Below are 23,933 nucleotides of genomic sequence, written 5' to 3'. Positions count from 1 at the left end.
ATTAAATCAAAATTACTTTTGAAGTTTGGCGTTTTGAGATTTTAATTCCGCCAATTTTTCTTCTAAGAAAGAAATGACATCATCCGTCTTGTGACTCATATTAGACACTAGCTCCTCATAAGTTCCTTCCAGATCGTATTTAGCAAGCGAAAACTTATCTTTCAATTCTAAAGATACACTATCAAATCTGTTTTTTAATTCATTTTTAGCATCCTCAAAACCATCTTTAAATTTTTCTCTAGTTCTAGATCCTTTATCCGGAGCGAATAAAATTCCTACTCCTGCACCTATAGCTACACCTGTTAAAAGAGCCAATACTGTATTTCCTGTATTATTCGACATGATTCTTACTTTTATATGTTCGTTTTATAAAGATACATATTTATAAACAACAACCCGTTAACAACTCGTTAAAGTGTAATTATACAAGACCAAAAGCAAATAAAAGCAAGCTCTTGTGTGTTTTTTTAAATTCTATAAAAGATGTTGTTTATGCTATAAAAGACGTTTAAAATCAATATATGGATGTTGTTTCCGATTAGATAAAAATATTAAAAATAGTATTTCTATAAAAAATTACTATACCAATCAAAAATCCTCTAAAAAGAGGATTTTTGATTGGTAAAACTATTTTAGCAATATGTTCTTAAAATGTAAGATCATTTAATACCTGTAGCACTTTATCGTTTTTTTCATTATTTTTCATTTCTGAAAGTTGTGTTTGAAAAAGACTAAAATTACCGCCGTCCTTTTGTAAGTTTTCGATAACTAAAATTCGAACCGCTGCCAATTGGCTTTTCAATGACATCGAATATAATTTTGTTAAAGACTCTTCATCAATATCTTTTATATTAACCTTATCAGAATGCAGTAAAATCAAATTAGAAAACAATAACGAGTTATTATCATTCTTAATATTTTTGACAATAGTCTGAATAATTAAACTGTAATTATCTATACTTTTTATATTAGTCACAATGTTGTTTAAAATCAAATTGGCATTGTTTTCATCCTTTTCTTTTACATATTTATTGATTTCTTTTTGCGTGTTCATCAATAAATTTTCTTCTTTTTTGCCCTTTTCTTCCCAAGCATCTTTTAATCCAACGGTTTTATTAAAGACAATTTTGCCTTCAGTTGAATCTTTATCCACATTGAAGTAACCCAATCGTTGAAACTGAAATTTATCCCCAGATTGTACCGTTGCCAAACTTGGTTCTACAAATCCTTTTACAATTTGTAACGAATCAGGATTCATAAATTCCAGGAAATTTTTCTCTTTATGACTGTCTGGCGCTTCATCGATAAACAATCGATCGTAGAGCCGAACTTCCGTCTCTAGAGCGTGTTGTATAGAAACCCAATGCAGGGTTCCGGCCACTTTTCGTTGACTGGCTTCGCTCCCGCTCCCGCTCCTGCTGTCTTCATCATACGTTACATGAATTTCAGTAATATTACCCGCAGCATCTTTTACAACACGCTCCCCTTTAATAATATAGGCGTTTTTAAGACGTACTTCTCTGCCTAAACTCAATCGGAAAAATTTGGCAGGAGCCTCTTCTAGAAAGTCTTCTTTTTCAATAAATAATTCTCTTGAAAAAGGAACTTTCCTAAATCCTGCACTTTCATCTTCCTGATTGTTTTCGGCATCAAGCCATTCTTCTTTGTCATCCGGATAATTTGTGATGACTAATTTTATAGGATCTAAAACCGCCATAACTCTTGGAGCCGTTTTATTCAAATCTTCACGCAGGCAAAATTCCAAAAGTGAAAAATCAATTATATTTTCTCTTTTGGCAACACCAATACTATCACAAAACTTACGAATAGAAGCTGCGGTATATCCTCTTCTTCGCAATCCTGAAATTGTTGGCATTCTAGGATCATCCCAACCGTTTACAATATTTTCCTGTACTAATTGCAACAGTTTTCGTTTGCTCATTACCGTGTAGTTCAAGTTCAAACGGGCAAATTCATATTGTTGTGGTCGTACTTTTGAGTCATCATAAATTTGGTCTAAAAACCAGTTGTATAATTCTCGGTGCATTACAAATTCAAGCGTACAAATAGAATGCGAAATTTGCTCGATATAATCGCTTTCTCCGTGTGCATAATCATACATTGGATAAATATTCCATTGATTGCCTGTCCTGTGATGGTGACGGTGTAAAATACGATACATCAATGGATCTCGCATCAACATATTAGTAGATGCCATATCAATTTTCGCACGTAAAACATGACTTCCTTCCGGAAAATCTCCATTTTTCATTCCTTCAAATAAAATGAGATTTTCTTCTATAGTACGGTTTCTGAAAGGCCCATCTACACCTGCTTGTGTTGGCGTTCCTTTTTGCAATGCCATCTTTTCCGAGGATTGGCTGTCTATATATGCTTTTCCCTTTTTAATCATCAAAATTGCCCAGTCATACAATTGCTGAAAATAATCAGAAGAATACAATTCCTCGGTCCAGTTAAATCCCAACCATTTTAAATCTTCTTTGATGGCGTCTACATATTCCTGCTCTTCTTTAGCAGGATTGGTATCATCAAAACGCAAGTTAACCGGTGCATTGTACTTTAATCCTAAACCAAAATTCAAGCAAATTGATTTAGCATGACCAATATGTAAATAGCCATTAGGCTCCGGCGGAAAACGAAAACGTAATTTATCTTTAGGAAAACCGTTAGATAAACTGTCTTCAATGATTTGTTCTATAAAATGGAGCGATTTTTCTTCAGTTGACATTTTTTTGTTTTATTTTAGCAAAGATAAAAAAAGTTTGAGGTTAAAGGTTTAAAGTTTCCATAGAAACCTTTGAAAAATTAGCGATTCCTCTTTACATTATACGCTTTACACAAAAAAATAAAATAATGGGAATTATAAAACTTAAAAATATCCGCACCTACTCCTACCACGGTTGCTTGATCGAGGAAGGAAAAATTGGGTCAGACTATATTGTAAATTTAGAAGTTAAGACTGATTTGAGAAAATCCAGTGTCACAGATGATTTGAAAGACACGGTGGATTATGTGCTCTTAAATCATATCGTTGTAGAAGAAATGGCGATTCGTTCAGACTTATTAGAACATGTGGCACACCGAATCTTAACGCGAATCTTTGAAGAAATTCCGGAAATTTCCAGAATTATTGTGGCGGTTTCTAAACTAAACCCCCCTATTGGTGGTGATGTTGAAGCAGTTACTATTGAATTGGAAGAATATAGAAGCTAAATTAAAAATTTTTTTTAAAACTTTTAAACTTTAAACTTTTAAACTTTAAACTTTTTGAGTACTTTTGCCGTCCATTCAACAGGGCGTCGTGGCCGAGTGGCTAGGCTGGGCTCTGCAAAAGCTCCTACTCCGGTTCGAATCCGGACGATGCCTCTAAAACCTTCAAAGCAATTTGGAGGTTTTTTTTATGTCTAATTTTTAGGAGAATTAGGATTCGAATCCGGATAAAATATAAAACCTTTAAAACACTTTAGTTTTTTTTTGACTCAAATTTTTACCATTAAGAAACTACATTTTATTAAGACTTAAGACTTAATTTTTCTTAATTTCTTAATGGTTTAAAAAAACGTAATAGACTTTAATTATCTATTTTATCAAATGCTTTTTTTACCAATTCTTTTTCTTCCGGAAACCAACCTTGGGTGATCAAAACCATCCCAAAAACCATCATTACAATACTGATTCCTTTTTTAATTTTAAGGATGTTATTAGGGGTAAGTTTTGTTTTTAATTGTTTAGCTAATCCAATTTTGATACAATCTATAAATAAATAGGTTCCAATAACTGCAATAAAAAAAGTGACCATTCTAAATGTTTGCATTTCTAGTTTTGGTCCTACTGAAATAATAATAGCCAACCAAAAACCAAGTACACCTATATTGATAATATTTAACAAAAAACCTTTTATAAAAAGGCTTAAATAATTTTTTTTAACTATTTCCTTATCGATAATGTCTGTATTTATTTTCTCTTCTTTTTTTAATTGCAGGAAAGAAATTACACCATAAGCGAGCATCAACACACCTCCAAAAATAAAAAGTGCTGGTTGGTCTTTTAAACTTTGAATTAACCGGTAACTGCCTAAATAAGCAATTCCGATGAAAACAATATCTCCTAAAATTACGCCTAAATCAAATATTAAAGCCGCTCTAAATCCTTTTATAATACTTGTTTCCAGTAAAATAAAAAAAACAGGGCCAATCATAAAACTTAAGAAAATTCCCCAAGGAATACCAGCTAGAATATCGTTTATCATTAAATATCTAAATTTATTGGTATGAAAAATAAACTAAAATACTAATTTTTCTCTAAGATAGTACCACCAATGAAAACACTTTTGTTAATCTGTTTTGGTTTTCCATAGATAAAAATTGAGCCTCCAGCTTTTACTTTTGCATCCACTAATATTGTGGCATGAATTTCTGATTGTCCTCCTGCAGCAACACTTATGGTTGTTTGAGAAGTCTCTAAATCCTTAGCATTAAGAATTCCGCCCGAGGTAATTACAACATCTTGATTTTTGGCTCTACCGGATACTGAAACTATTCCTCCTGCATTCGCTTTCACTTCTACTTTATCAACATCAATTTCTAACTTTATTTCGCCTCCAGATTTTGCATTCAAATCTAATACTGTTTGTTTAAAATCAGAGTCACTTGATACATAACTTCCCTCGCTTACAGCAATACTTTGCAAGGTTTTAAAATATAACTTAACTTTAATATCATCTCCAGATAATAATTTAGGGAAAGGCATTCTGATTTTTAATTCACCGTTTTTATTCACCGTTTCCACTTCATCTGCACGAGCACCAGTTATAATAATTTTGTTTTCTGAGGCTGCAATTAATTTAACACTGATTTTATCAAATACTTTTACTTCATCAAAATCTCCTAAATTTCTGGTTATCTGAGCATTTGTTATTTGACTTAAAAATATAAAAGCAATAATCACTAATTTTTTACTCCTATTTCTAATATTTATTTTTTGGTATTGCTTCGCCAGTTCGTTAGCACTCGTGTCGTGAATCTTTGATTTCATTTTTTTTATTTTAATGGTTCTCCAATTCTTCTTAAAAAATTAAAATCCAGTTGTTTTTTAACTAAATCAGCATTTTTTACTTTAACGTAAATTTCATCTCCTAATTGTAATAATTTTCCAGAAGTTGCACCAGTAAGTGCGTATTGTTTTTCATCAAAGGTGTAATAATCGTCTTTTATATCCCTGATTCTACACATTCCTTCACATTTATTTTCGATAATTTCTACATAAATTCCCCATTCTGTCACACCGGAAATTACACCCAAAAATTCCTCGTCCTGATGATCTTGCATGTATTTGACCTGCATGTACTTAATAGAATCACGTTCGGCATTAGTTGCTAAACCTTCCATTGTGGACGAATGAACGCATTTTGTTTCATACGTTTCTTCATCTACTGATTTACCTCCGTCCAGATAATGTTGCAACAAACGATGCACCATCACATCCGGATAACGACGAATTGGTGATGTAAAATGCGAATAATAATCAAAAGCTAAACCATAATGTCCTATGTTATCCGTTGAATATTTGGCTTTACTCATACTTCTAATCGCAAGGGTATCAATTAAATTTTGTTCTTTTTTACCATTTACATCTTCCATTAATTTATTTAAAGCTTGTGAAATAGAACCTTGCTTAAAATCAATTTTATGTCCAAACTTAGCAATAACAGCTTGCATTGCAAAAAGTTTATCCTCATTGGGTTCATCGTGAATTCTGTAAATAAACGTTTTCTTTTGTTTTCCAATGTATTCCGCTACTTTTCTGTTGGCTAAAAGCATGAATTCTTCAATCAGATGATTGGCATCTTTCGAAACTTTAAAATAAACGCCTTGCGGTTCACCGGCTTCGTCTAAATTAAATTTCACTTCCACTTTATCAAAAGTAATAGCTCCTTCAGCCATTCTTCTTTTTCTAAGAATTTTAGCTAATTCATCCATTTTTAGCGTCGCAGCGACAATTTCTTTCGAAACTTGATACGAACTTGCCGTGATCGAAATTTCTGATGGAATCACATCGTCTTTGGTCTCTATGATATACTGCGCTTCTTCATACGCAAAACGTTGATCAGAGTAAATTACCGTTCGACCAAACCATTGGTTGATAACCTCGGATGTTTCGTTAATTTCAAATATAGCCGAAAACGTATATTTTTCTTCATTTGGTCGCAACGAACACGCAAAGTTTGATAATACTTCGGGTAACATTGGCACTACTCTATCTACTAAATAAACTGATGTTGCTCTTTGATACGCTTCATCATCCAGGATTGTTCCTTCTTGTAAATAATACGAAACATCAGCAATGTGAATACCAATTTCGTAATTACCATTTTCTAGTTTTTTAAATGAAAGTGCATCATCAAAATCCTTCGCATCTTTTGGATCAATCGTAAAAGTCAACGTATCTCGCATATCGCGACGTTTAGCAATTTCATTTTCTTCTATTGAAGTATCAATTTTTTGTGCAAACATTTCTACTTCAATAGGAAACTCTGACGGCAAACCATATTCTGCAAGAATGGCATGAATTTCTGTATCGTGTTCCCCTGGTTTTCCTAAAACTTTTATTACGGAACCAAAAGGACTATCAGCTCTGGCCGGCCAATCTTCAATGTGTACCAAAACGACATCACCTTGTTCGGCCTCGCCTATTTTATCCTTTGGAATAAAAATATCGGTATACATTTTTGGATTTGCAGTAGAAACAAAAGCAAAATTAGCTTGAATGTCAATTACACCCACAAAATCTGTTTTATTTCTTTCAAGTACTTCAATTACTTCACCTTCGGGTCTTTTTCCTTTTCTGCGGTTGTATACATACACTTTGACAATGTCTTTATCTAAGGCGTGGTTCAAGTTATTGGTCGGGATAAAAACATCTTCTTCCATTTCAGCACAAACAAAATAAGCTGTTTTACGGCTTGTCATATCAATTTTACCCTCGTAATACTCCTTACTTTCGGCTTTTACTAAGTATTTACCCGGCTCTGATTCTATGATTTTGTTTTGCGAAGCCAGAATCTTCAAATCTTTTATAATTTGATTTCTGCTTTCGGTATCATCAAGCTCAAGTTTTGCTCCTATCTGTTTATAATTGAATGCTTTATTAGCACTTTGCGATAATATTTTTATTATTTTTTCAGAGAAATCTTTCTCTTTTTTTATCGGCTTTCTTAGTCTTTTACTCATAAATCGGTTCTTAAAAGTCTAAAATTACAAAGAAGATATCATATTACAGATTTTACGGATTATATTTATTAAAAAAATAACTTTCGTATCTTTATAAAAATTGAAAAAATGGAAGATTTCAAAATAATTAGAACCTTTAATTATTCACATGAAATTGTGGTACTAAAGCATTTATTAGAACAGGAAAAAATCAACTATTTTTTTGAAAATGAAACGTTGGTTTCCATCGATCCGTTTGGCAGTTTTGCTTATGGTGGAATTAAACTTAAAGTTCATATTAATGATTTTGAAAAGGTTCAGGAATTATTAGATAACCTGAATACAAAACTGACTATTGTTTAAATCTAAAACAGTACTTTTTTTGAAAGTTGTCAACATCTATTATTTTAAATAAAAAGAAAAATTAAATTTAAATTATTTTTTGGTTGTTATTATAGTATGTTAATAGTGGCAATAAATTTATTTTAAAAATGGTTGAAATCAAGTTTAAAGATGTTGTTAAAAGTTATTAACATACTTATTTTAAGATAAAGTATTAGTTTTAAAGTCTTTTTATATTTTAATTAACAATGGTTGATAATATAAAAATTAGTGGTTTTGTAAATAACTCACACAACATTATTTTGTTGATAACCCACTTTTTAATATTAATAACTATTCTAAAAATTAACGAAACTAAATTAGGATTTAAAAACTAGGTTTTGGATTACTTATTTTTTAGATATTACCCAAAAATAGTTCTAAGATTCTATCTTAAGTTATGAACATAGTACGTTAATTTAAAGTTAACTGAATATCAAGCAATTGCATTTCGTTATTAACAATGTAAAATTTTAACATTTATAATACAAAATTTATATTGATTTACAACTATTTATGGATTAAAAGGAATTGTTAATAACTGTTAATTAAATAAGGATCTGATAGTTACAAAATAAAATATTAAATTCAATTTTAAAGGTATATTTAAATTGAATTTATCAAATAAATAGGACTTATTTAATTCATCAGAATAGATTACTTTATTTAAATTTGCACAACATTATTTAATACATAGTATATGAAAATCTCCATAGGAAACGATCATGCAGGTCCGGAATACAAAAAAGCAATTGTGGAAATGCTTCAAGCAAAAGGACATGAAGTAACTAATTACGGAACAGATTCAGCAGCAAGTGTAGATTATCCAGATTTTGGTCATCCTGTTGCTACAGATGTTGCAGAGGGAAAAGCTGATTTTGGAATTGTTATTTGCGGGAGTGGCAACGGAATTTCTATGACAGTCAATAAACAATCTAAAGTTCGTGCGGCTTTATGCTGGATGAAAGAAATAGCAGTTTTAGCTCGTCAACATAATGATGCTAATATTATTAGTATTCCCGCTCGGTACACTTCAATTCCACAAGCAGTAGAAATGGTTGAAGCATTTTTAAGTACTGAATTTGAAGGTGGAAGACACCAAAATAGAGTAGATAAAATTTCTTGCTAGAATTTAATTATTCCAAAATTATACAGTCCAAAAAAGATTAAAATTTGAATTACTATAATTCCGTAAAACCTCAAAAGGAAGCTTTCTTTTGAGGTTTTATGTCTAAATAGAAGCATTGCTAACCCGGAACCAATTGTTCCGCCAATAACGCTTGGCAGTAACAAATTAAGTTCTGAAATGCGTCTTTTTTGATTTACAGCTAGCTGTTTGTCAACTGCTATTATTGAAAAAGCAACCAAATTAATGAGTGCAAAATACCAGAATAAAAAAGACATAAATAAGAAATTTTGACTCAAAGATACTATTTTAGCAAAATGATTTTATAATCTTAAATTTAAAATGACCAACATACAATTCATATCAAAAGTCGTTGCGACTGCAGCAATAAACATTCAAAAAACAGTACAATTATTACAAGAAGATTGTACTATTCCTTTCATTTCTCGCTATCGAAAAGATACAACAGGAAATCTGGATGAGGTACAAATAGAACAAATTGCAAAGCTTCAAAAAGAATACGAAGTGATTGTAAAACGTAAAGAAGCGATTTTAAAATCGATTCAGGAACAAAATGCGCTCAGTCCAGAATTAGAAAAAAAAATACAACAAAGTTTCGATTTACAGGAATTGGAGGATTTTTATCTCCCATTCAAAAAGAAGAAAAAAACCAAAGCCGATGTGGCTAGAGAAAATGGATTGGAACCACTAGCCAAAATCATTATGGCGCAAAATAATGATGATGTCGATTTTATTTCGACAAAATATTTGAACGAAAAAGTAAGCAATGAAGCAGCAGTTCTACAAGGCGCCAGAGATATTATTGCTGAATGGATTAATGAAAATAGTTATGTTCGAAAGCAACTCCGACGATTGTACGAACGCAAAGCCATTATTACGACTAAAGTGGTAAAAACAAAGAAAGAAGATGAAAAAGCACAAAAATTTAATCAATATTTCGATTGGTCTGAGCCGTTGACTAAAACACCTTCACACAGATTATTAGCCATGCTCCGTGCCGAAAATGAAGGTTTTATTAAGGTTAAAGTAGAAGTTGATATTGATGAAGCGTATGTTATTATTGATGCGTTAGTTTTAAAAAGTGAAAATAAAACCACACCGCACGTTCAATTAGCTATCGAAGATAGTTACAAACGATTGCTGAATCCGGCGATTTCAAATGAAACTTTGCAAGAAGCTAAAGTGAAGGCTGATGCCAATTCTATTCAGGTTTTTGCGAACAATCTTGGACAGTTATTACTGGCGCCGCCGTTGGGTGAAAAACGAATTCTGGCGATTGATCCCGGTTTTAGAAGCGGATGTAAAATTGTTTGCTTGGACGAAAAAGGAGATTTGTTGTACAATGAAACTATTTATCCGCATGCGCCTCAAAAAGAGGAAGCGATGGCGATGAAAAAAATTCGTTCGATGGTAAATTCGTATAAAATTGATGCTATTTCAATAGGAAACGGAACGGCTTCGCGTGAAACCGAATTCTTCATCAAGAAAATAGCTTTCGACAAACCGGTCCAGGTTTTTATCGTTTCAGAAGCGGGAGCATCGGTGTATTCTGCCTCAAAAATTGCTAGAGATGAATTTCCGAATTATGATGTCACGGTTCGAGGTTCGGTTTCTATAGGTAGACGATTAAGTGATCCATTGGCCGAATTAGTAAAAATTGACCCGAAAGCCATTGGCGTAGGCCAATACCAACATGATGTGGACCAAAACAAGTTGAAAGAAGAATTGGATAATACAGTGGTTCGTTGCGTGAATTCAGTTGGGATAAACATAAACACTGCGAGCAAGCATTTATTGAGTTACGTGAGTGGAATAGGAGAGAAGCTGGCTGAAAATATAATACAATACCGCTCGGATAATGGTCCTTTTACAGATAGAAAACAACTTAAAAAAGTGCCGCGTTTGGGTGAAAAAGCGTACCAACAAGGCGTTGCTTTTATCCGAATTTCGAATGCAAAAAATCCATTGGATAATTCAGCGGTTCATCCGGAAGCCTATGGAATTGTAGAAAAAATGGCTAAAGATTTGAAATTGACGGTGCATGATTTGATTGCCAACAAAGAGAAAATCGCTTTGATAAAACCAGAAAACTATAGTACACCAGAAATAGGTTTATTGGGATTGAAAGACATTATCAAGGAATTAGAGAAACCAGGATTAGACCCCAGACAATCAGCTAAAGTATTTGAATTTGATCCGAATGTAAAAATGATAAAAGATATAAAAACAGGAATGATTTTGCCGGGAATTATCAATAACATTACTAATTTTGGTTGTTTTGTGGATATTGGAGTCAAAGAAAGCGGGTTGGTTCACATCTCGCAACTCAAAGCCGGTTTTGTTAGTGATGTAAATGGAGTGGTTAAATTGCACCAACATGTTCAAGTCAAAGTGACCGAAGTAGATGAGGAAAGAAAGAGAATTCAGTTGACGATGGTTATTTAAATTATAAAAAAAGGCTTTTCAAATTATGAAAAGCCTTTTTTTATTTTGTTTCGTCTACTTTTTTATCAGCTGACGGATCTTCTTTAGCTGCGTTTTTGAATTCTTTGATTCCGCTTCCTAAGCCTTTCATCAGTTCCGGGATTTTTTTACCTCCAAAAAGTAATAAAACAACCGCCAATATAATAAGGATTTCTGTAACACCTATACTACTCATAATACGATAATTTTTTGCCGAAGCAAGTTTGTAATAAACCTATCAGCAAAGGTATAGAGAATTAATTAATAGAAACTCATTTAAATTCATTTATTTTAATTTTAAAAACGTTAAAAATTTATTAAAAACGAATGCAAGATTAAGAAATATGATCCTAGAAAAGCGAATACAATCAACGACAATAATTGTTATATTTGTTAAATAATCAAAAAAGATGCCCGACAAAGGATTAAAAAGACAGAAATTAAAGGAAAATTTATTTAATAAAAGACGTTTAATCATACTAAACGAAGATACTTTTGAAGAAACTTTTTCATTGAAACTTACCCTAATGAACGTTTTTGTGGTAGCAACTTTGGGCGCTATAATTATTACATTTGTCACCACCTTTATCATTGCATTCACTCCTTTACGAGAATTTATACCGGGCTATTCTTCTTCAAAATTGAAAAAGGATGCAATGGAATTGTCTTTAAAATCGGATTCTTTGTCACGCGCATTAAAACAAAACGAAGCCTATATCCAATCGATTCAAAAAGTGCTGACCGGAGAATTAGAATATGCAAAATTCAATAAAGATTCAATACTCGCGGAGGCAGAGGAAGCGCCTTCACAGGTTGATATGTCTGCATCAAAACAAGAATTAGAATTGAGGCAACAGGTTGCGCAGGAAGAGAAAAATGTAAATTCCCTGCGATCCTCCAACAAAGGTAAGGGTCAACCTCCAATAAAGTAAAATAGTTTTTATTACAATAAAATGGAGTGCGCCCAGCGGCTCAAACAATTAAAATCAGAAGGAAGAAATGTCACTAAAATCAATTGCAGCAAAATTATTTGCAAAAAAAATTTACAATACCACACAAGCTTGGTCTACTGATCCTATTGAAACTCAAAAAAAAGTTTTTTTACAATTAATAAAAGACGCAAATAAAACCCAATTTGGCGTAGACCATCATTTTGACCAAATTAAAAATTACGATGATTTTACAAATCAGGTTCCTGTTCGAGATTATGAAGGGTTAAAACCTTATATTGATAAGGTGGTCAAGGGGTCAGTTGATGTGCTCTGGAAAGGAAAACCACTTTATTTTGCCAAGACTTCCGGAACAACATCTGGGGCTAAGTACATTCCTTTGACAAAAGAATCCATGCCGTTTCACATTACAGCAGCCAGAAACGCTATTTTGCATTATATTCATGAAACCGGTAACGCTGATTTTGTAGATGGAAAAATGATTTTCTTGCAGGGAAGCCCACTTCTGGAGGTGAATAATGGAATAAAATTTGGTCGTTTATCTGGAATTGTAGCGCATTTTGTTCCAAAATATTTACAAAAAAACCGAATGCCCTCTTGGGAAACCAATTGCATTGAAGACTGGGATACTAAAGTGAATGCAATTGTCGAGGAAACAATCAACGAGAACATGGCTGTGATTTCTGGAATTCCTTCCTGGGTGCAAATGTATTTTGAGAAATTGCATCAAAAAGCAGGGAAGCCTGTTGGGGAAATCTTCAAAAACTTCAATTTGTTTATTTACGGCGGTGTAAATTATGAACCGTACCGCGCCAAATTTGAAAATTTGATAGGTCGAAAAGTAGACAGTATTGAGCTGTTTCCGGCTTCGGAAGGATTTTTTGCGTACCAAGATTCACAAAAAGAAAAAGGAATGTTACTGCTTTTAAACTCGGGAATTTTTTATGAATTTATTAAATCGGACGAATTTTATACGAATCCCGAAGGTTCGGGACCAAGACGTTTTACGATTGGTGAAGTGGAACTGGGCGTGAATTACGTTTTAATCATTTCTACTAATGCAGGACTTTGGGGATATGATTTAGGCGATACCGTTCAATTTACCAGTTTTAAACCCTACAGAATTATAGTATCCGGAAGAATCAAACACTATATTTCGGCTTTTGGAGAACATGTAATTGGGAAAGAAGTGGAAAGTGCGTTACAGGAAGCAATTCTTGGAACTACCATTCGAATCAATGAGTTTACCGTGGCACCACAAATCACTCCTGCAGAGGGATTGCCGTATCATGAATGGTGTATTGAATTTGAAAACGAACCGGAAGACAGCGTATCTTTTGCGGAAGCGCTGGACAATGCCATGCGAAAACAGAACATGTATTATGATGATTTGATTGTGGGCAAAGTGTTGCAAAAAGTGGTTGTCACCAAAGTGGCTAAAAATGGTTTTCAAGACTATATGAAATCGATTGGCAAATTGGGCGGACAAAATAAAATCCCGAGACTTTCTAATGATAGGAATATAGTGGATTTGTTAAAAAGTAAATAAATGTCTTACCTTTGAAGGTTAGAAAATAAGTAGAAAATGAAAGAAACAAAAAATATATCACGCTCCAGAGCACAAGAGTCTTCGGCAGCAATTGAAAAAATGTACATCACGATGCGCCACCTTTTTAACAGGGGATTTTACAAACCGATGGGAATTTCAGGCGATACATTGCGCGAAGCATTATTAGCATTACGACCAGAAATTTATGGAAATATTGCCGAAGAAAAAGTAGAATTGAACGGACTTTTATATGTAATTGAACGTCTTCCAGTTGGAATTGAAGAATGCAGATTTATCAATTTAACTTCGGATGAAGGGTATTCTAAATCGCATTTTCAGGCAATTGTACCGCCAAAAAGGCGACGCAATTGTTACCGTATCGACGAGGAACAAATGAACGTGGAGATTACTCGTGGACGCTCAGATATTTATGATATTCTGACGCATTTGACGTTTATTTTCATAGAATCACACAAAATTAGAAACAGGGTTTTACTGGATGACGCCGGTGAAGTTTCCCGCGACTGGTTCAAACTGGAACAAGCAGTTTCCCAAAAGAAGAAACTGACTCTTGTAGAAAAAGAGAAAGCCATTTCGCATGCCGCTAATATTCTGGGAAGAACATTTGAGGAAGTATTGGATATTTATGACGCATTTGGTTCAGCTGCTGCGCCAGATCGTTTCTTGCATGTTATCTTTTGGTTGGGAAAACTCGCCATTGAAGAAATTGTAGACGATAATAAGAGAACAATCACCTTTAGTCCTATTTTAAGAGAACGATTGGGACACCATATTCACGGAGAAATTTGGGCTACCAAAATTAAAGAAGTGCTAGAAGAAAACGAACTTTTAGACCGCCCTATTCACGTGATTAGTGCGAACATGCACAGTGTGATGAATTCTATTTTTGCCACCGAAGTGTTGAAAACTAAGTTCAAAGACAAATCAGATTTCTTTATTTACGAGGAATTGAGTAAATCCGGAGCAGATGCTGTGCGAAACCAAGTGGAAGAAGTAGCCTTGAAATTTGGAATGATTTCGTTGCCGGATACCTCAGGAACGAATATCGATATTCAGATTTTTGATACGGCCAAAATTGATTGGGCAAAAACATCTTTTCCTAAAGCGAGTACAGGAGATAAAAAGCCAGTATTGATTGTTATGGATTATGCTTTTGGGGAACAGGCGTATGAAACGATTGATGAGTTGCTGAAACCGTTTAAAAAAGACACTTTATTGAATGTGGAATCGGTTTCTATCATGGGGAAAGCTGGGATTCTGGAAGGTGGAAAAGGGGACATTATGATTCCGAATGCACACATTAATGAAGGAACGGCAGATAATTATTTTTTCCATAATGAATTGTCGGCTGAGATGTTTGAAGGCAATGATATTGCTGTTTTTGCCGGACCCATGGTTACTGTTTTAGGAACTTCATTGCAGAACAGGGATTTATTGAAGTTTTTCCATGAGTCGACCTGGGGAATTATTGGGTTGGAAATGGAAGGTTCTTATTACCAGAAAGCCATTCAATCAGCTTCAAAAATTAGAAAGAGTGTTCCACATGATGTGAAGGTCAGATATGCGTATTATGCATCAGATAACCCGCTGGAAACGGGAAGTACATTAGCTTCAGGCGGACTAGGAACCACTGGTGTAAAACCAACTTACTTGATTACCATTAAAATATTAGAACAAATTTTCAACGTAAAATAATTAGCTCATGAATTTAAACGCGCATAGCGATTCAGAAATTGATGTATTTCAAATTACCAGTAAGCTAAAAAAAGGGTTCGGAAGGTTGAATACCCTGTTGTTCTATTGTATTCAGTTTTTTTTAAATCAATGGAAGGTTGTTTTAGTATTACTAATCATCGGTTTTGGTTTGGGATTGTTTTTGGATAAGAATAATAAATTGTATACTACTGAAATTACTGTAATTCCTAATTTTGGGAGTGTGGATTATTTGTATGCAAAAATCAATTTGATTCAATCTAAAATTAATGCTGGCGATATCGTTTTTTTACAAAATGAAATAGGATTGTCCCAACCTGAAGATCTAATAAAAATTGAAATTAAACCCATAGCTGATGTTTATAAATTCATTGAAGATAAAGAGCGAAACTTTGAGTTGATTAAGTTAATGGCAGAAGTTGGAGAGGTAAAAAAAGTACTTGAAGATAATATTACTAGTAAAAATTATACGTACCATACGATTGCGGTTGTTACCAATGGAACTACTAGTGAGAAAAAATTGATTACACCATTATTGAATTATCTAAATCAATCTGAATATTTTACCGCCATACAAAAGGTAGGATTGGCAAATTTAAAACAGGATATTACTCAAAATGACACGATTATTCAACAAATAAATGGAGTTCTTAATGGGTTTACAGCCAATGTAAAAAGTGCATTAAAAAATGATAAGCTCATGTATTATAATGAAAATACACAACTGAATGATATTATTAAAACCAAACAGGAATTGTTATACATTCAAGGGCTAAACCGATTAAAATTAATCAATTTTCAAAAAACGATTAGAGAGGTAACATTCACATTGAATAGTGATACTTCAAAATCAGTAAATGGCGTTATGAAGTTTGTATTTCCAGTATTGCTAGTATTATTATTTGTTTTTATTCATTTGTTCATTCGATTTTATCAAAAGCAATTAGCAAAATCAAAAGTAATTGCTTCTTAAAAAAAATATTTTTCTTTTGCAAAACAGAGCCATTGTGTTAAAAACAATTCGATACTACTTACTTACAACAGTCCAAAATCCTGTAGTTCGGCAAAGTTTACTAACCTTATTGATTCGGGTTTTTGGTGTGGTTCTTTTATTTGGTTTTACTTTGTTTTTAACTCAAAAATATGATCCTAAACTAGTTGGGCAATATGATTTTGTGCGTACGTTTCTTTTCGCAATCGGTAGTATTTGTTTGCTAGGATTTGACCAATCCATATTGTATTTTAAAGGGTGTTTGTATCCTAATTATTCTTTAGGCCATTTGAAGAAAGTATATTTAAAAATGGTTTTGATGCTGTTTTTAGCATCCTTACTTTTATTTCTTTTTTTTGTACTATTAGATGCTTCTGTTATTACACAATTTTTTGCTGATAATGCAACTTATTTCCTTCTATTCAAAGCCTCCGCAGTTATGTTTTTTTATGGACTTGCTATTCTAAACGTTGAGGTTTTTAGAGCATTAGAGGAAATAGTAGTAGCTGAATTATTTCGAAATGTTTTTAAATACTTGCCTATTATTGTTCTGGCTGTTTTATTAGTTCAATGGCAATTAGAATTGTATTTAGTGGATGCTCTATTGTTGAGTTTTGTTTTTTTGGGAGTTGTTACTACAGTACTAACTTTTTATTTTTTTACAAAAAAAACAGCTATTTGCACTACGGATTGTTTCTCAGCTCGAGAGATTATCACTCAATCTTTTCCCATAGCCGTAAGCGGAATGGCTATTTTTTTGATGATGAGTTTTGACATCTTGTTTTTAAAAAAATACCAAGGTTACGCAGCAGTTGCTTTTTATTCGGTGGCGGTCAAGTTAATGACATTGTTGTCTGTTATTATTTTGACAATAAACATTACCGTTTCGGCATCTATCGCAGCAAGTTTTTCGAATAAAGAAATTGAAAAAGTACAGCAAATAGTTCAAAATAGTTCCCGATTAATTGTAGCGATTACGCTACCCGCAGTTATTGGATTGCTTATTTTTCCGGAGTTTGTTTTGAATTTTTTTGGCCCCAATTATTTAGCGGCGAAAGAGGCATTAATAGTATTGGTTTTGGGACAAGGTTTTTGTGCCTTTTTTGGGTCGGCTCCTGTTTATTTAAACATGACTGGGCGGCAACGAATTTTTCAACGTATTGTTTTGGGCGCTCTTGGCCTTAATTTTATTCTCAATTATTGGTTAATTCCTTCCTATGGAATGTTAGGAGGGGCAATCGCTTTTTCGGCAAGTGCAATTTTTTGGAATTTTGGAACAGCTCTTTTTGTGTATTACAAAGACGGGATTAAGTTGTTTTTGAGTTAAGTTTGTCACTTCTATTTTCAATCAGACCTAAATGTCTTTACTCATAAAAAAAAATAAAGTAGCTTTTTTACTCCTTGTGGGACTCAATCTATTTGTGGCCTTTGCTGCGAGTTTTATTTTACCGAAACGTTTTTTTTATGATGCTGCTATAATTGCTTATGATAATGGTAACGAAATTGGTTATTTTGGAAGTTACCCATTGACTATTTTGTTTTATAAAATTACAGGTTTGCGTTATTTGCCTTTTTCAATAATTGCATTGATTCAGTTTTCCATTTTAATGGGTATTTTGTATAAAATAGGAATTCCAAGTACGTTTGAGAAAGTTACAATTAAGAATATTTTGGTGTATTTTGCTTTCATCATGATTGCGATTTTTATGGCAATGCCTTCCAAGGAGTTTATTACTTTTTTGTACCTCTCCGTGATCGTTTTCTTATTTCAAAATAAGCATTTTACTTTTCAGACTACCTTATTTATAGCCTTGTCTCTTTTTGTGTTTTTTGGAGTTATCTACAGGCCTTATTTTGCGCTACTGCCTATCGTAGCCATGGGAATGTATTGGGTTACTTGTGTCAAGATTCCGAATCGTACTTTTGCAACTCTTTTTTACGGAATTGTAATTGTAATTTTTTTGTCATTGAGTTATGGCTTTGTACAAGGAGAATTTTTTTCAGAGCAAAGCAGAGAGCTTATAAATAGCGCCCGATTAGGATCTGTTGATGCTAATTCAAGCATTGTTTCACCTGTAAAAACAGACACTTGGTATGGTGAAATCATAGGGATTTTGTATGGTTTTTTTACTGTAAATGTACCCCTTAATGGGTTGAAGCATATTTTTTCTCCACAAATTTTGTTATTCGTAATTTGGCAATTATTTCTGTTTTATATTTTATTGGTTCGATTGGCACGTTGCATAAAAGATAAAAAAAAATATGTTTACGAGTTATGGATGCTTCTTTTTATATTTTCTTTTTTTATCATTCAAGGGGTTTTTGAACCTGATTTAGGATCAGCGATTCGTCACAAAATGGGTGTTTTCCCATTAATTTATTATGCTCTTTATTATGACCATTTCCGAAAAGCAGTTCAATAAAGTTTTCTCTTTTTTTTTGGTGGCGATAGCTTGTACGCTAATTTTCAGGAAGCCTTGTACTTGGTTAATTTTTGCTTTCGCTATTTTTAATATGTTCTATTTCAAGAAAATAAAGTTATCTAGAAAGGCATTGATTTTAGCCAGTACAATCGCATCGCCTTTTTTGTTAGAATTATTGCTATTTTGGAACAATGATTCTTTTGCTCAAGGTATTAAATCTTTAGAAAAGACAGTCTCTTTAGTCTTATTTCCAATAATTATTTTGGGAAATTACAAACGCATTTCATTTCAAAAATTGTTACAATTTTATGTAAATAGTACCACGTTAGTAATGATTGCTTTTGTGTTGCGTTTTGTATTTGTTTTTCCGGAGCATATCACTAAGTATTGGCATGGAATTCACCTATGGGAAATGGGCTATGTTTTTGCAAATTCTATCGGAATTCATGCTCCAGCTCTCAATATGCACTTGGTTTTTGTGAGTATTTCAGCCTTGTATTTGTTATTGCAAAGGTGCCAATCGAAAAAGAAGATTGGACTTGTGTTTATATCCTTTTTGATATTTGTAATCTCTTTTTTTGTCGTGCTTTTAGTTAATACTCGAATGGCTTTATTCAATGTTTTAGTTGGGTATTTATTGGTATTGTTTTCGTTTTTTGCAGCACAATTTGACCTAAAAAAGGTATTGCTTTATACTGTAGTTATTGGTGGTGTAGTGTGTGGGGTTCTTTTTCTCTTTATTCAAAAAAATTCGTATATGAAAGAAAAATATAGCACGGTAACTTTTGCTTACATGGACAAAGTGGGGAAGCTTGACGAAATTGATCATCCCGAAATAAAGGTTTTTAATTCTCTCGTAACCAGAGTTTCTATCTGGCAATCGGCTTGGGAATTATCTTTGCAACATTTACCTTTTGGCGTTGGAGCTTCGGATGGAAAACCAGAATTAGTAAATTATTATAAACAAACGAATCAGTATTTTTTAGCAAAATATGCTTTTCCTACACACAATCAATTTTTAGACTCTTTGTTGAAGTTTGGTGTTTTAGGGCCGCTAGTGGTTTTGCTTTTTATTGGAACGATTGGTTATCTGGGAATCGATTTAAAAAACGCATTAATTTTTGCTTTCTTTTTTCTTTTTTTTACTTCGAATTTGACTGATGATTTTTTATTGCGTTTCGACGGAATTACGTTTAGTGGCTTTTGGTTTTCTATTTTTGGAAGTTTTTGGCTGCAGCAAAAAAGTAACGTTCATACAACTTCTGAAGTGCTGTGAAATTAATTGTTGTATTAAATAAATCTTTACATCTTGTTTTGCCCTTGTTGCCAAATTGAGCTCTAACTTTTGAATCTTCAAGGATTTTGAAATAGACCGGTAACTCCGATAATTCTTGGTATAAAAAGCCAGTCTCTTTGTGAACAACGGTATCTTTATTGCCATTTATTTTAGTCGCAATTATTGGTTTTTGTAATGCCATAGCCTCAAGAACCGCGATAGGTAATCCTTCCCAAAGCGAGGTTTGAAGATAGATATCTAAAGCATTGATTTGCTCGTACACCTGTTTCTTTTCTATAAACCAACCTGTAATTTTGATGTTTGGGGCTGTAATTTCATCGCGTTCTTCTCCATCGCCAATCCATACAAATTGATACTCTGGAAATTGCAAAGCAATGGCATTGAATTGTCTTGGATTTCTAGCCGCAGTAATCCGACCTGCAATTCCTATGGTTAGTTTTGTATTATCAACTGCTTGAGAATAGTTTTCGATGGCAGAAATATCTATTCCATTTCTAATCATTTCGGCTTTTCCTAGTTGCTTTGCCATTTCAAACTCCGAGTCACCACAAGCGATGGTGATTCCTCCGAAAATTTTCTGAAAGAATTTCTCGATGTACCAATATCCTTTTTTGGCCATAGTAGAAATATCGGTACGCAAAAACGCATATCCGTGCGGTGTATAAAAAACGTTTGGTTTTGGGTTCAAAAAACTGCAAGCGATTCTCCCTAAAACGCCTGCTTTAGAAGAATGTAAATGGACTATATCAGGTTTGATTTTTTGAAGTTCAAAGACTAATTTTTGTAATGCTTTAAGGTCTGAAATGAAGTTTATTTCTCGCCTCATCTCAATTTTGACAGTTGGAATAGTAGCAAATAATTGGGTTACTTTTTCTGGGTCAATCTCTTTGCGATTGGCACTGTATAGGATGGAAGTTTGTACTTTTTGAAGAATGATTTCTTTTTCGAAATGATGGGTTAGATCTTCAAAATAGGTATAAATGCCTCCGCCTAATGCTTCAATTATATGTACAACTTTCAAATGTTTGTTTTTTGCGTGGGAAACAAAAATAAAGTATTCTTTTGCACTTTTACAATAAACGGAGATAGAATTGATGTAAAATCAAATCCGAAAAAGCAATTTGTTGTTCCTTAGCCCCGGGAGGAGCGGTATCCTTTGTTTTTTCTTTTAAAAAGCAAAGATATAGTGGATCACGGCACGATATGTCCTAGAAAGCCTTGTATTTCTTGCTTCGAATTTAAAAAGAAAGATGCGGTTTGTGGGTGAGTTTTCTTCAAATCAATTACATTTGTTACGTTTAAATAATTAATATGAAAAGAATACTTATCACCGGAGCCGCAGGATTTTTAGGATCACATTTATGTGACCGTTTTATCAAGGAAGGCTATTTTGTTATTGGAATGGACAATCTCATAACGGGAGATTTAAAAAATATTGAGCATCTTTTTAAATTAGAACAATTCGAATTTTACCATCATGACATCACTAAGTTTGTCCATGTACCGGGAAATTTAGACTACATCCTTCATTTTGCCTCCCCGGCAAGTCCTATAGATTATCTAAAAATTCCAATTCAAACCCTGAAAGTGGGTTCTTTGGGAACGCACAATTTGTTGGGATTGGCCAGAGTAAAAAATGCACGAATTCTTATCGCATCCACTTCTGAAGTGTACGGAGATCCATTGGTTCATCCGCAAACCGAAGAATATTATGGTAATGTGAATACCATTGGACCAAGAGGGGTTTATGACGAAGCAAAACGTTTTCAAGAATCAATTACTATGGCATATCATACGTTTCATGGCGTAGAAACCAGAATCGTTAGAATCTTTAATACGTATGGGCCAAGAATGAGACTTAATGATGGTCGTGTTATTCCAGCATTCATAGGTCAGGCGATTCGCGGAGAAGATTTAACCATTTTTGGTGACGGGATGCAAACGCGTTCGTTTTGTTATGTAGACGATCAAGTCGAAGGAATCTACAGATTGCTGCATTCGGATTATGTTTATCCGGTCAACATTGGAAATCCGGACGAAATTACGATCAAAGATTTTGCCGAGGAAATCATAAAACTAACCGGAACCAATCAAAAAGTGGTGTATCATCCCTTACCCATAAACGATCCGTTGCAGCGTCAGCCAGACATCACAAAAGCTAAAAACTTGTTGGGATGGGAAGCTAAAGTGGGTCGCGCCGAAGGAATGAAAATCACCTATGATTATTTCAAATCGTTATCTAAAGAAGAACTTTCTAAAGAGGAGCATAAAGATTTCTCAAAATATATCTTTTAATTCAACGATTTTAAAACAGTTTAAAAAACCTAAGTTTAGGTATGAAAATTCAGCATCAGAGTAATTATGGATTATAGTAGTAAAAGAAGAGTATTACACTTTTTCTAATCAGATAAATTTGTGAAAACCAAAACGGGAAGGTATTCAGGTTACATTCGCCCTTTTTCATTTGTAATAGACTTGATCTTTATCAATGTGCTTTCGGTATACTTGTCTGACTTTCCTGTAAATAAGGTTTTTTATTCCTTATTTATAAGTGCCAGCTGGTTTATTATAGCGGCCAATCTTGGGTTTTATGAAGTATACAGATACACAAAATTGATATCTATATTAAACTGTGCTTTAAAACAAGGTGTTTTATTTACCCTTTTTTGTCTCGTCTTCGCTTTTTTTGACTCTGAAAACTCCAGTTTTCAAAGAATCGTTCTCTTCACTTCAGTTTCGCTGTTCTTAATTCTAATCATTAAACTGTGTATTTATTATTTTCTAAAAAGGTACAGAGTGCTTTTTGGCGGTAATTTTAGAACTGTAATACTGTTAGGAAATTCTAAAAGTGTGGAGCCATTACAACAGTTTTTTACTAAAAATCCAGATTATGGATACAAATTAGAAAAAGTTTTTGACTTGAAAAAAGATAAAGTGCGAAAGCTTAGGGAGAGTTTTGCCTTTGTTTTGGAACACAAAATAGATGAAATGTATTGTTCGATGAGTGATTTGACGCAAAGTCAAATTAATGAAATTGTATATTTTGCTGACAATAACCTAAAAACATTAAAATTTATTCCGGACAAAAAGCAGATTCTTTCCCGGAATTTTACTTTTGAATATTACAATTACATTCCAGTAATTTCCTTGAGAAATATCTTGTTAGACGATAGCTTGAACAAGGTGATCAAACGGGTTTTTGATATTTTATTTTCGGTTGTGGTGATTCTAGGGTTGTTATCTTGGCTTACCATAATTCTCGCAATTTTTATAAAATGGGAATCCAAAGGGCCTTTATTTTTTATCCAAAAAAGGAACGGATTAAATTATAAAGAATTCAATTGCTACAAATTCAGATCGATGGAATTAAACGATGAAGCTGATATAAATCAGGTTTCTAAAAATGATATTCGGGTAACTACAGTAGGTCAGTTTATACGGAAAACAAGTATTGATGAGCTGCCACAGTTTTTAAATGTACTATTTGGCGATATGTCCGTTGTAGGTCCCAGACCCCACATGGTAAGTCATACCGAAATGTATGCGCTGAAGGTGGATAAGTTCATGGTACGCCACTTTGTAAAGCCAGGAATAACCGGACTTGCTCAAACCAAAGGATTTCGTGGTGAAGTCGAAACAGATAAAGATATTATCAACAGAGTAAAATTTGATATTTTTTATTTAGAAAATTGGTCTATTTTATTAGATATTAAGATTGTTTTTAACACAATATACAACACCATAAAAGGTGATGAAAAAGCGTATTAAT

At 33.3% G+C, this 23,933-nt stretch carries 21 protein-coding genes and 1 tRNA gene; 14 read left to right on the top strand and 8 right to left on the bottom strand.

What is annotated here, in order from left to right:
- Nucleotides 1–12: 12 nt before the first annotated feature.
- Nucleotides 13–342, bottom strand: coding sequence for a YtxH domain-containing protein (locus EKL99_RS13195; RefSeq protein ID WP_126457756.1), 330 nt, complete (start codon nt 340–342; stop codon nt 13–15).
- 304 nt (nt 343–646) lie between these two features.
- Nucleotides 647–2,749: a glutamine--tRNA ligase/YqeY domain fusion protein gene (locus EKL99_RS13190; RefSeq protein ID WP_126563535.1), complete on the bottom strand. Its 2,103-nt coding sequence runs from the start codon at nt 2,747–2,749 to the stop codon at nt 647–649.
- A gap of 125 nt (nt 2,750–2,874) precedes the next feature.
- On the opposite strand from EKL99_RS13190, the gene folB reads away from it, so the two are divergent.
- The gene (gene folB, locus EKL99_RS13185) at nt 2,875–3,234 is read left to right on the top strand and encodes a dihydroneopterin aldolase (RefSeq protein ID WP_126452316.1); all 360 of its coding nucleotides are present in this window, start codon (nt 2,875–2,877) and stop codon (nt 3,232–3,234) included.
- A gap of 82 nt (nt 3,235–3,316) precedes the next feature.
- Nucleotides 3,317–3,387: transfer RNA gene (locus EKL99_RS13180), tRNA-Cys, on the top strand.
- Between the two features lie 205 nt (nt 3,388–3,592).
- On the opposite strand, the gene EKL99_RS13175 is transcribed toward EKL99_RS13180, so the two are convergent.
- Genes EKL99_RS13175 through rnr form a run of 3 tightly spaced genes read right to left on the bottom strand, consistent with a single transcriptional unit; the run spans nt 3,593 to nt 7,250 of the window.
- A complete protein-coding gene (locus EKL99_RS13175) occupies nt 3,593–4,270 on the bottom strand; it encodes a LysE family translocator (RefSeq protein ID WP_126452318.1) in 678 nt (225 codons plus the stop codon).
- A 41-nt stretch (nt 4,271–4,311) separates the two neighbouring features.
- The gene (locus EKL99_RS13170) at nt 4,312–5,055 is read right to left on the bottom strand and encodes a head GIN domain-containing protein (protein ID WP_126577111.1); all 744 of its coding nucleotides are present in this window, start codon (nt 5,053–5,055) and stop codon (nt 4,312–4,314) included.
- Nucleotides 5,056–5,060: 5 nt separating this feature from the next.
- Complete coding sequence (rnr, locus tag EKL99_RS13165) at nt 5,061–7,250, bottom strand: ribonuclease R (protein ID WP_126577110.1); 2,190 nt, start codon at nt 7,248–7,250, stop codon at nt 5,061–5,063.
- Between the two features lie 108 nt (nt 7,251–7,358).
- Between rnr and EKL99_RS13160 the strand changes: the two genes are divergently transcribed.
- Nucleotides 7,359–7,592: a DUF2007 domain-containing protein gene (locus EKL99_RS13160; RefSeq protein WP_126454931.1), complete on the top strand. Its 234-nt coding sequence runs from the start codon at nt 7,359–7,361 to the stop codon at nt 7,590–7,592.
- Nucleotides 7,593–8,310: 718 nt separating this feature from the next.
- On the top strand, nt 8,311–8,739 hold the full coding sequence (gene rpiB, locus EKL99_RS13155; RefSeq protein WP_126454933.1) for a ribose 5-phosphate isomerase B: 429 nt from the start codon (nt 8,311–8,313) through the stop codon (nt 8,737–8,739).
- Here the strand turns inward: rpiB and EKL99_RS13150 are convergent.
- Nucleotides 8,736–9,014, bottom strand: a complete 279-nt coding sequence (locus EKL99_RS13150) for a DUF1294 domain-containing protein (RefSeq protein ID WP_126577109.1) — start codon at nt 9,012–9,014, stop codon at nt 8,736–8,738. The two genes, rpiB and EKL99_RS13150, sit on opposite strands and share 4 nt — an antisense overlap.
- Nucleotides 9,015–9,078: 64 nt before the next feature.
- On the opposite strand from EKL99_RS13150, the gene EKL99_RS13145 reads away from it, so the two are divergent.
- Complete coding sequence (locus EKL99_RS13145) at nt 9,079–11,202, top strand: Tex family protein (protein WP_126577108.1); 2,124 nt, start codon at nt 9,079–9,081, stop codon at nt 11,200–11,202.
- 40 nt (nt 11,203–11,242) lie between these two features.
- Here EKL99_RS13145 and tatA read toward each other — a convergent pair whose 3' ends face one another.
- The gene (gene tatA, locus EKL99_RS13140) at nt 11,243–11,416 is read right to left on the bottom strand and encodes a twin-arginine translocase TatA/TatE family subunit (protein ID WP_126454940.1); all 174 of its coding nucleotides are present in this window, start codon (nt 11,414–11,416) and stop codon (nt 11,243–11,245) included.
- 214 nt (nt 11,417–11,630) lie between these two features.
- Here tatA and EKL99_RS13135 point away from each other — a divergent pair, with 214 nt between their 5' ends.
- From EKL99_RS13135 to EKL99_RS13105, 7 genes are all read left to right on the top strand, one after another.
- Complete coding sequence (locus EKL99_RS13135; RefSeq protein ID WP_126552842.1) at nt 11,631–12,152, top strand: peptidase; 522 nt, start codon at nt 11,631–11,633, stop codon at nt 12,150–12,152.
- Between the two features lie 67 nt (nt 12,153–12,219).
- Complete coding sequence (locus EKL99_RS13130; RefSeq protein WP_126577107.1) at nt 12,220–13,719, top strand: GH3 auxin-responsive promoter family protein; 1,500 nt, start codon at nt 12,220–12,222, stop codon at nt 13,717–13,719.
- Nucleotides 13,720–13,755: 36 nt separating this feature from the next.
- Complete coding sequence (locus EKL99_RS13125) at nt 13,756–15,435, top strand: hypothetical protein (protein ID WP_126457763.1); 1,680 nt, start codon at nt 13,756–13,758, stop codon at nt 15,433–15,435.
- A gap of 7 nt (nt 15,436–15,442) precedes the next feature.
- Nucleotides 15,443–16,426 carry a hypothetical protein gene (locus tag EKL99_RS13120; RefSeq protein WP_126577106.1) on the top strand — a complete coding sequence of 328 codons (984 nt, stop codon included), beginning with the start codon at nt 15,443–15,445 and terminating at the stop codon, nt 16,424–16,426.
- Nucleotides 16,427–16,460: 34 nt separating this feature from the next.
- A complete protein-coding gene (locus EKL99_RS13115) occupies nt 16,461–17,771 on the top strand; it encodes an MATE family efflux transporter (protein WP_197037250.1) in 1,311 nt (436 codons plus the stop codon).
- 31 nt (nt 17,772–17,802) lie between these two features.
- Complete coding sequence (locus EKL99_RS13110; RefSeq protein ID WP_126561362.1) at nt 17,803–18,867, top strand: hypothetical protein; 1,065 nt, start codon at nt 17,803–17,805, stop codon at nt 18,865–18,867.
- The gene (locus EKL99_RS13105; protein WP_126577104.1) at nt 18,839–20,143 is read left to right on the top strand and encodes an O-antigen ligase; all 1,305 of its coding nucleotides are present in this window, start codon (nt 18,839–18,841) and stop codon (nt 20,141–20,143) included. Before EKL99_RS13110 ends, EKL99_RS13105 begins: the two co-directional genes overlap by 29 nt.
- Here the strand turns inward: EKL99_RS13105 and EKL99_RS13100 are convergent.
- Nucleotides 20,079–21,185 carry a glycosyltransferase gene (locus tag EKL99_RS13100; RefSeq protein WP_126577103.1) on the bottom strand — a complete coding sequence of 369 codons (1,107 nt, stop codon included), beginning with the start codon at nt 21,183–21,185 and terminating at the stop codon, nt 20,079–20,081. The genes EKL99_RS13105 and EKL99_RS13100 overlap by 65 nt on opposite strands.
- Before the next feature lie 290 nt (nt 21,186–21,475).
- Here EKL99_RS13100 and EKL99_RS13095 point away from each other — a divergent pair, with 290 nt between their 5' ends.
- Together EKL99_RS13095 and EKL99_RS13090 are read left to right on the top strand one after the other, a co-directional pair.
- Entirely contained in the window at nt 21,476–22,459 is a 984-nt protein-coding gene (locus tag EKL99_RS13095; protein WP_126577102.1) for a UDP-glucuronic acid decarboxylase family protein, read from the top strand.
- A 120-nt stretch (nt 22,460–22,579) separates the two neighbouring features.
- The gene (locus tag EKL99_RS13090) at nt 22,580–23,932 is read left to right on the top strand and encodes an exopolysaccharide biosynthesis polyprenyl glycosylphosphotransferase (protein WP_126577101.1); all 1,353 of its coding nucleotides are present in this window, start codon (nt 22,580–22,582) and stop codon (nt 23,930–23,932) included.
- The last annotated feature ends 1 nt before the right edge of the window (nt 23,933 follow it).

The organism is Flavobacterium sp. ZB4P23 (assembly GCF_003970375.1).
Classification (GTDB): Bacteria; Bacteroidota; Bacteroidia; order Flavobacteriales; family Flavobacteriaceae; genus Flavobacterium.
Note: the sequence above shows the minus strand (reverse complement) of the source record. Positions and strands in the feature narration are given on the sequence as shown.

Coding starts and splice junctions, on each gene's coding strand:
- EKL99_RS13195 (WP_126457756.1), bottom strand. CDS start 342: ATGTCGAATAATACAGGAAATACAGTATTGGCTCTTTTAACAGGTGTA.
- EKL99_RS13190 (WP_126563535.1), bottom strand. CDS start 2,749: ATGTCAACTGAAGAAAAATCGCTCCATTTTATAGAACAAATCATTGAA.
- folB (WP_126452316.1), top strand. CDS start 2,875: ATGGGAATTATAAAACTTAAAAATATCCGCACCTACTCCTACCACGGT.
- EKL99_RS13175 (WP_126452318.1), bottom strand. CDS start 4,270: ATGATAAACGATATTCTAGCTGGTATTCCTTGGGGAATTTTCTTAAGT.
- EKL99_RS13170 (WP_126577111.1), bottom strand. CDS start 5,055: ATGAAATCAAAGATTCACGACACGAGTGCTAACGAACTGGCGAAGCAA.
- rnr (WP_126577110.1), bottom strand. CDS start 7,250: ATGAGTAAAAGACTAAGAAAGCCGATAAAAAAAGAGAAAGATTTCTCT.
- EKL99_RS13160 (WP_126454931.1), top strand. CDS start 7,359: ATGGAAGATTTCAAAATAATTAGAACCTTTAATTATTCACATGAAATT.
- rpiB (WP_126454933.1), top strand. CDS start 8,311: ATGAAAATCTCCATAGGAAACGATCATGCAGGTCCGGAATACAAAAAA.
- EKL99_RS13150 (WP_126577109.1), bottom strand. CDS start 9,014: ATGTCTTTTTTATTCTGGTATTTTGCACTCATTAATTTGGTTGCTTTT.
- EKL99_RS13145 (WP_126577108.1), top strand. CDS start 9,079: ATGACCAACATACAATTCATATCAAAAGTCGTTGCGACTGCAGCAATA.
- tatA (WP_126454940.1), bottom strand. CDS start 11,416: ATGAGTAGTATAGGTGTTACAGAAATCCTTATTATATTGGCGGTTGTT.
- EKL99_RS13135 (WP_126552842.1), top strand. CDS start 11,631: ATGCCCGACAAAGGATTAAAAAGACAGAAATTAAAGGAAAATTTATTT.
- EKL99_RS13130 (WP_126577107.1), top strand. CDS start 12,220: ATGTCACTAAAATCAATTGCAGCAAAATTATTTGCAAAAAAAATTTAC.
- EKL99_RS13125 (WP_126457763.1), top strand. CDS start 13,756: ATGAAAGAAACAAAAAATATATCACGCTCCAGAGCACAAGAGTCTTCG.
- EKL99_RS13120 (WP_126577106.1), top strand. CDS start 15,443: ATGAATTTAAACGCGCATAGCGATTCAGAAATTGATGTATTTCAAATT.
- EKL99_RS13110 (WP_126561362.1), top strand. CDS start 17,803: ATGTCTTTACTCATAAAAAAAAATAAAGTAGCTTTTTTACTCCTTGTG.
- EKL99_RS13105 (WP_126577104.1), top strand. CDS start 18,839: ATGACCATTTCCGAAAAGCAGTTCAATAAAGTTTTCTCTTTTTTTTTG.
- EKL99_RS13095 (WP_126577102.1), top strand. CDS start 21,476: ATGAAAAGAATACTTATCACCGGAGCCGCAGGATTTTTAGGATCACAT.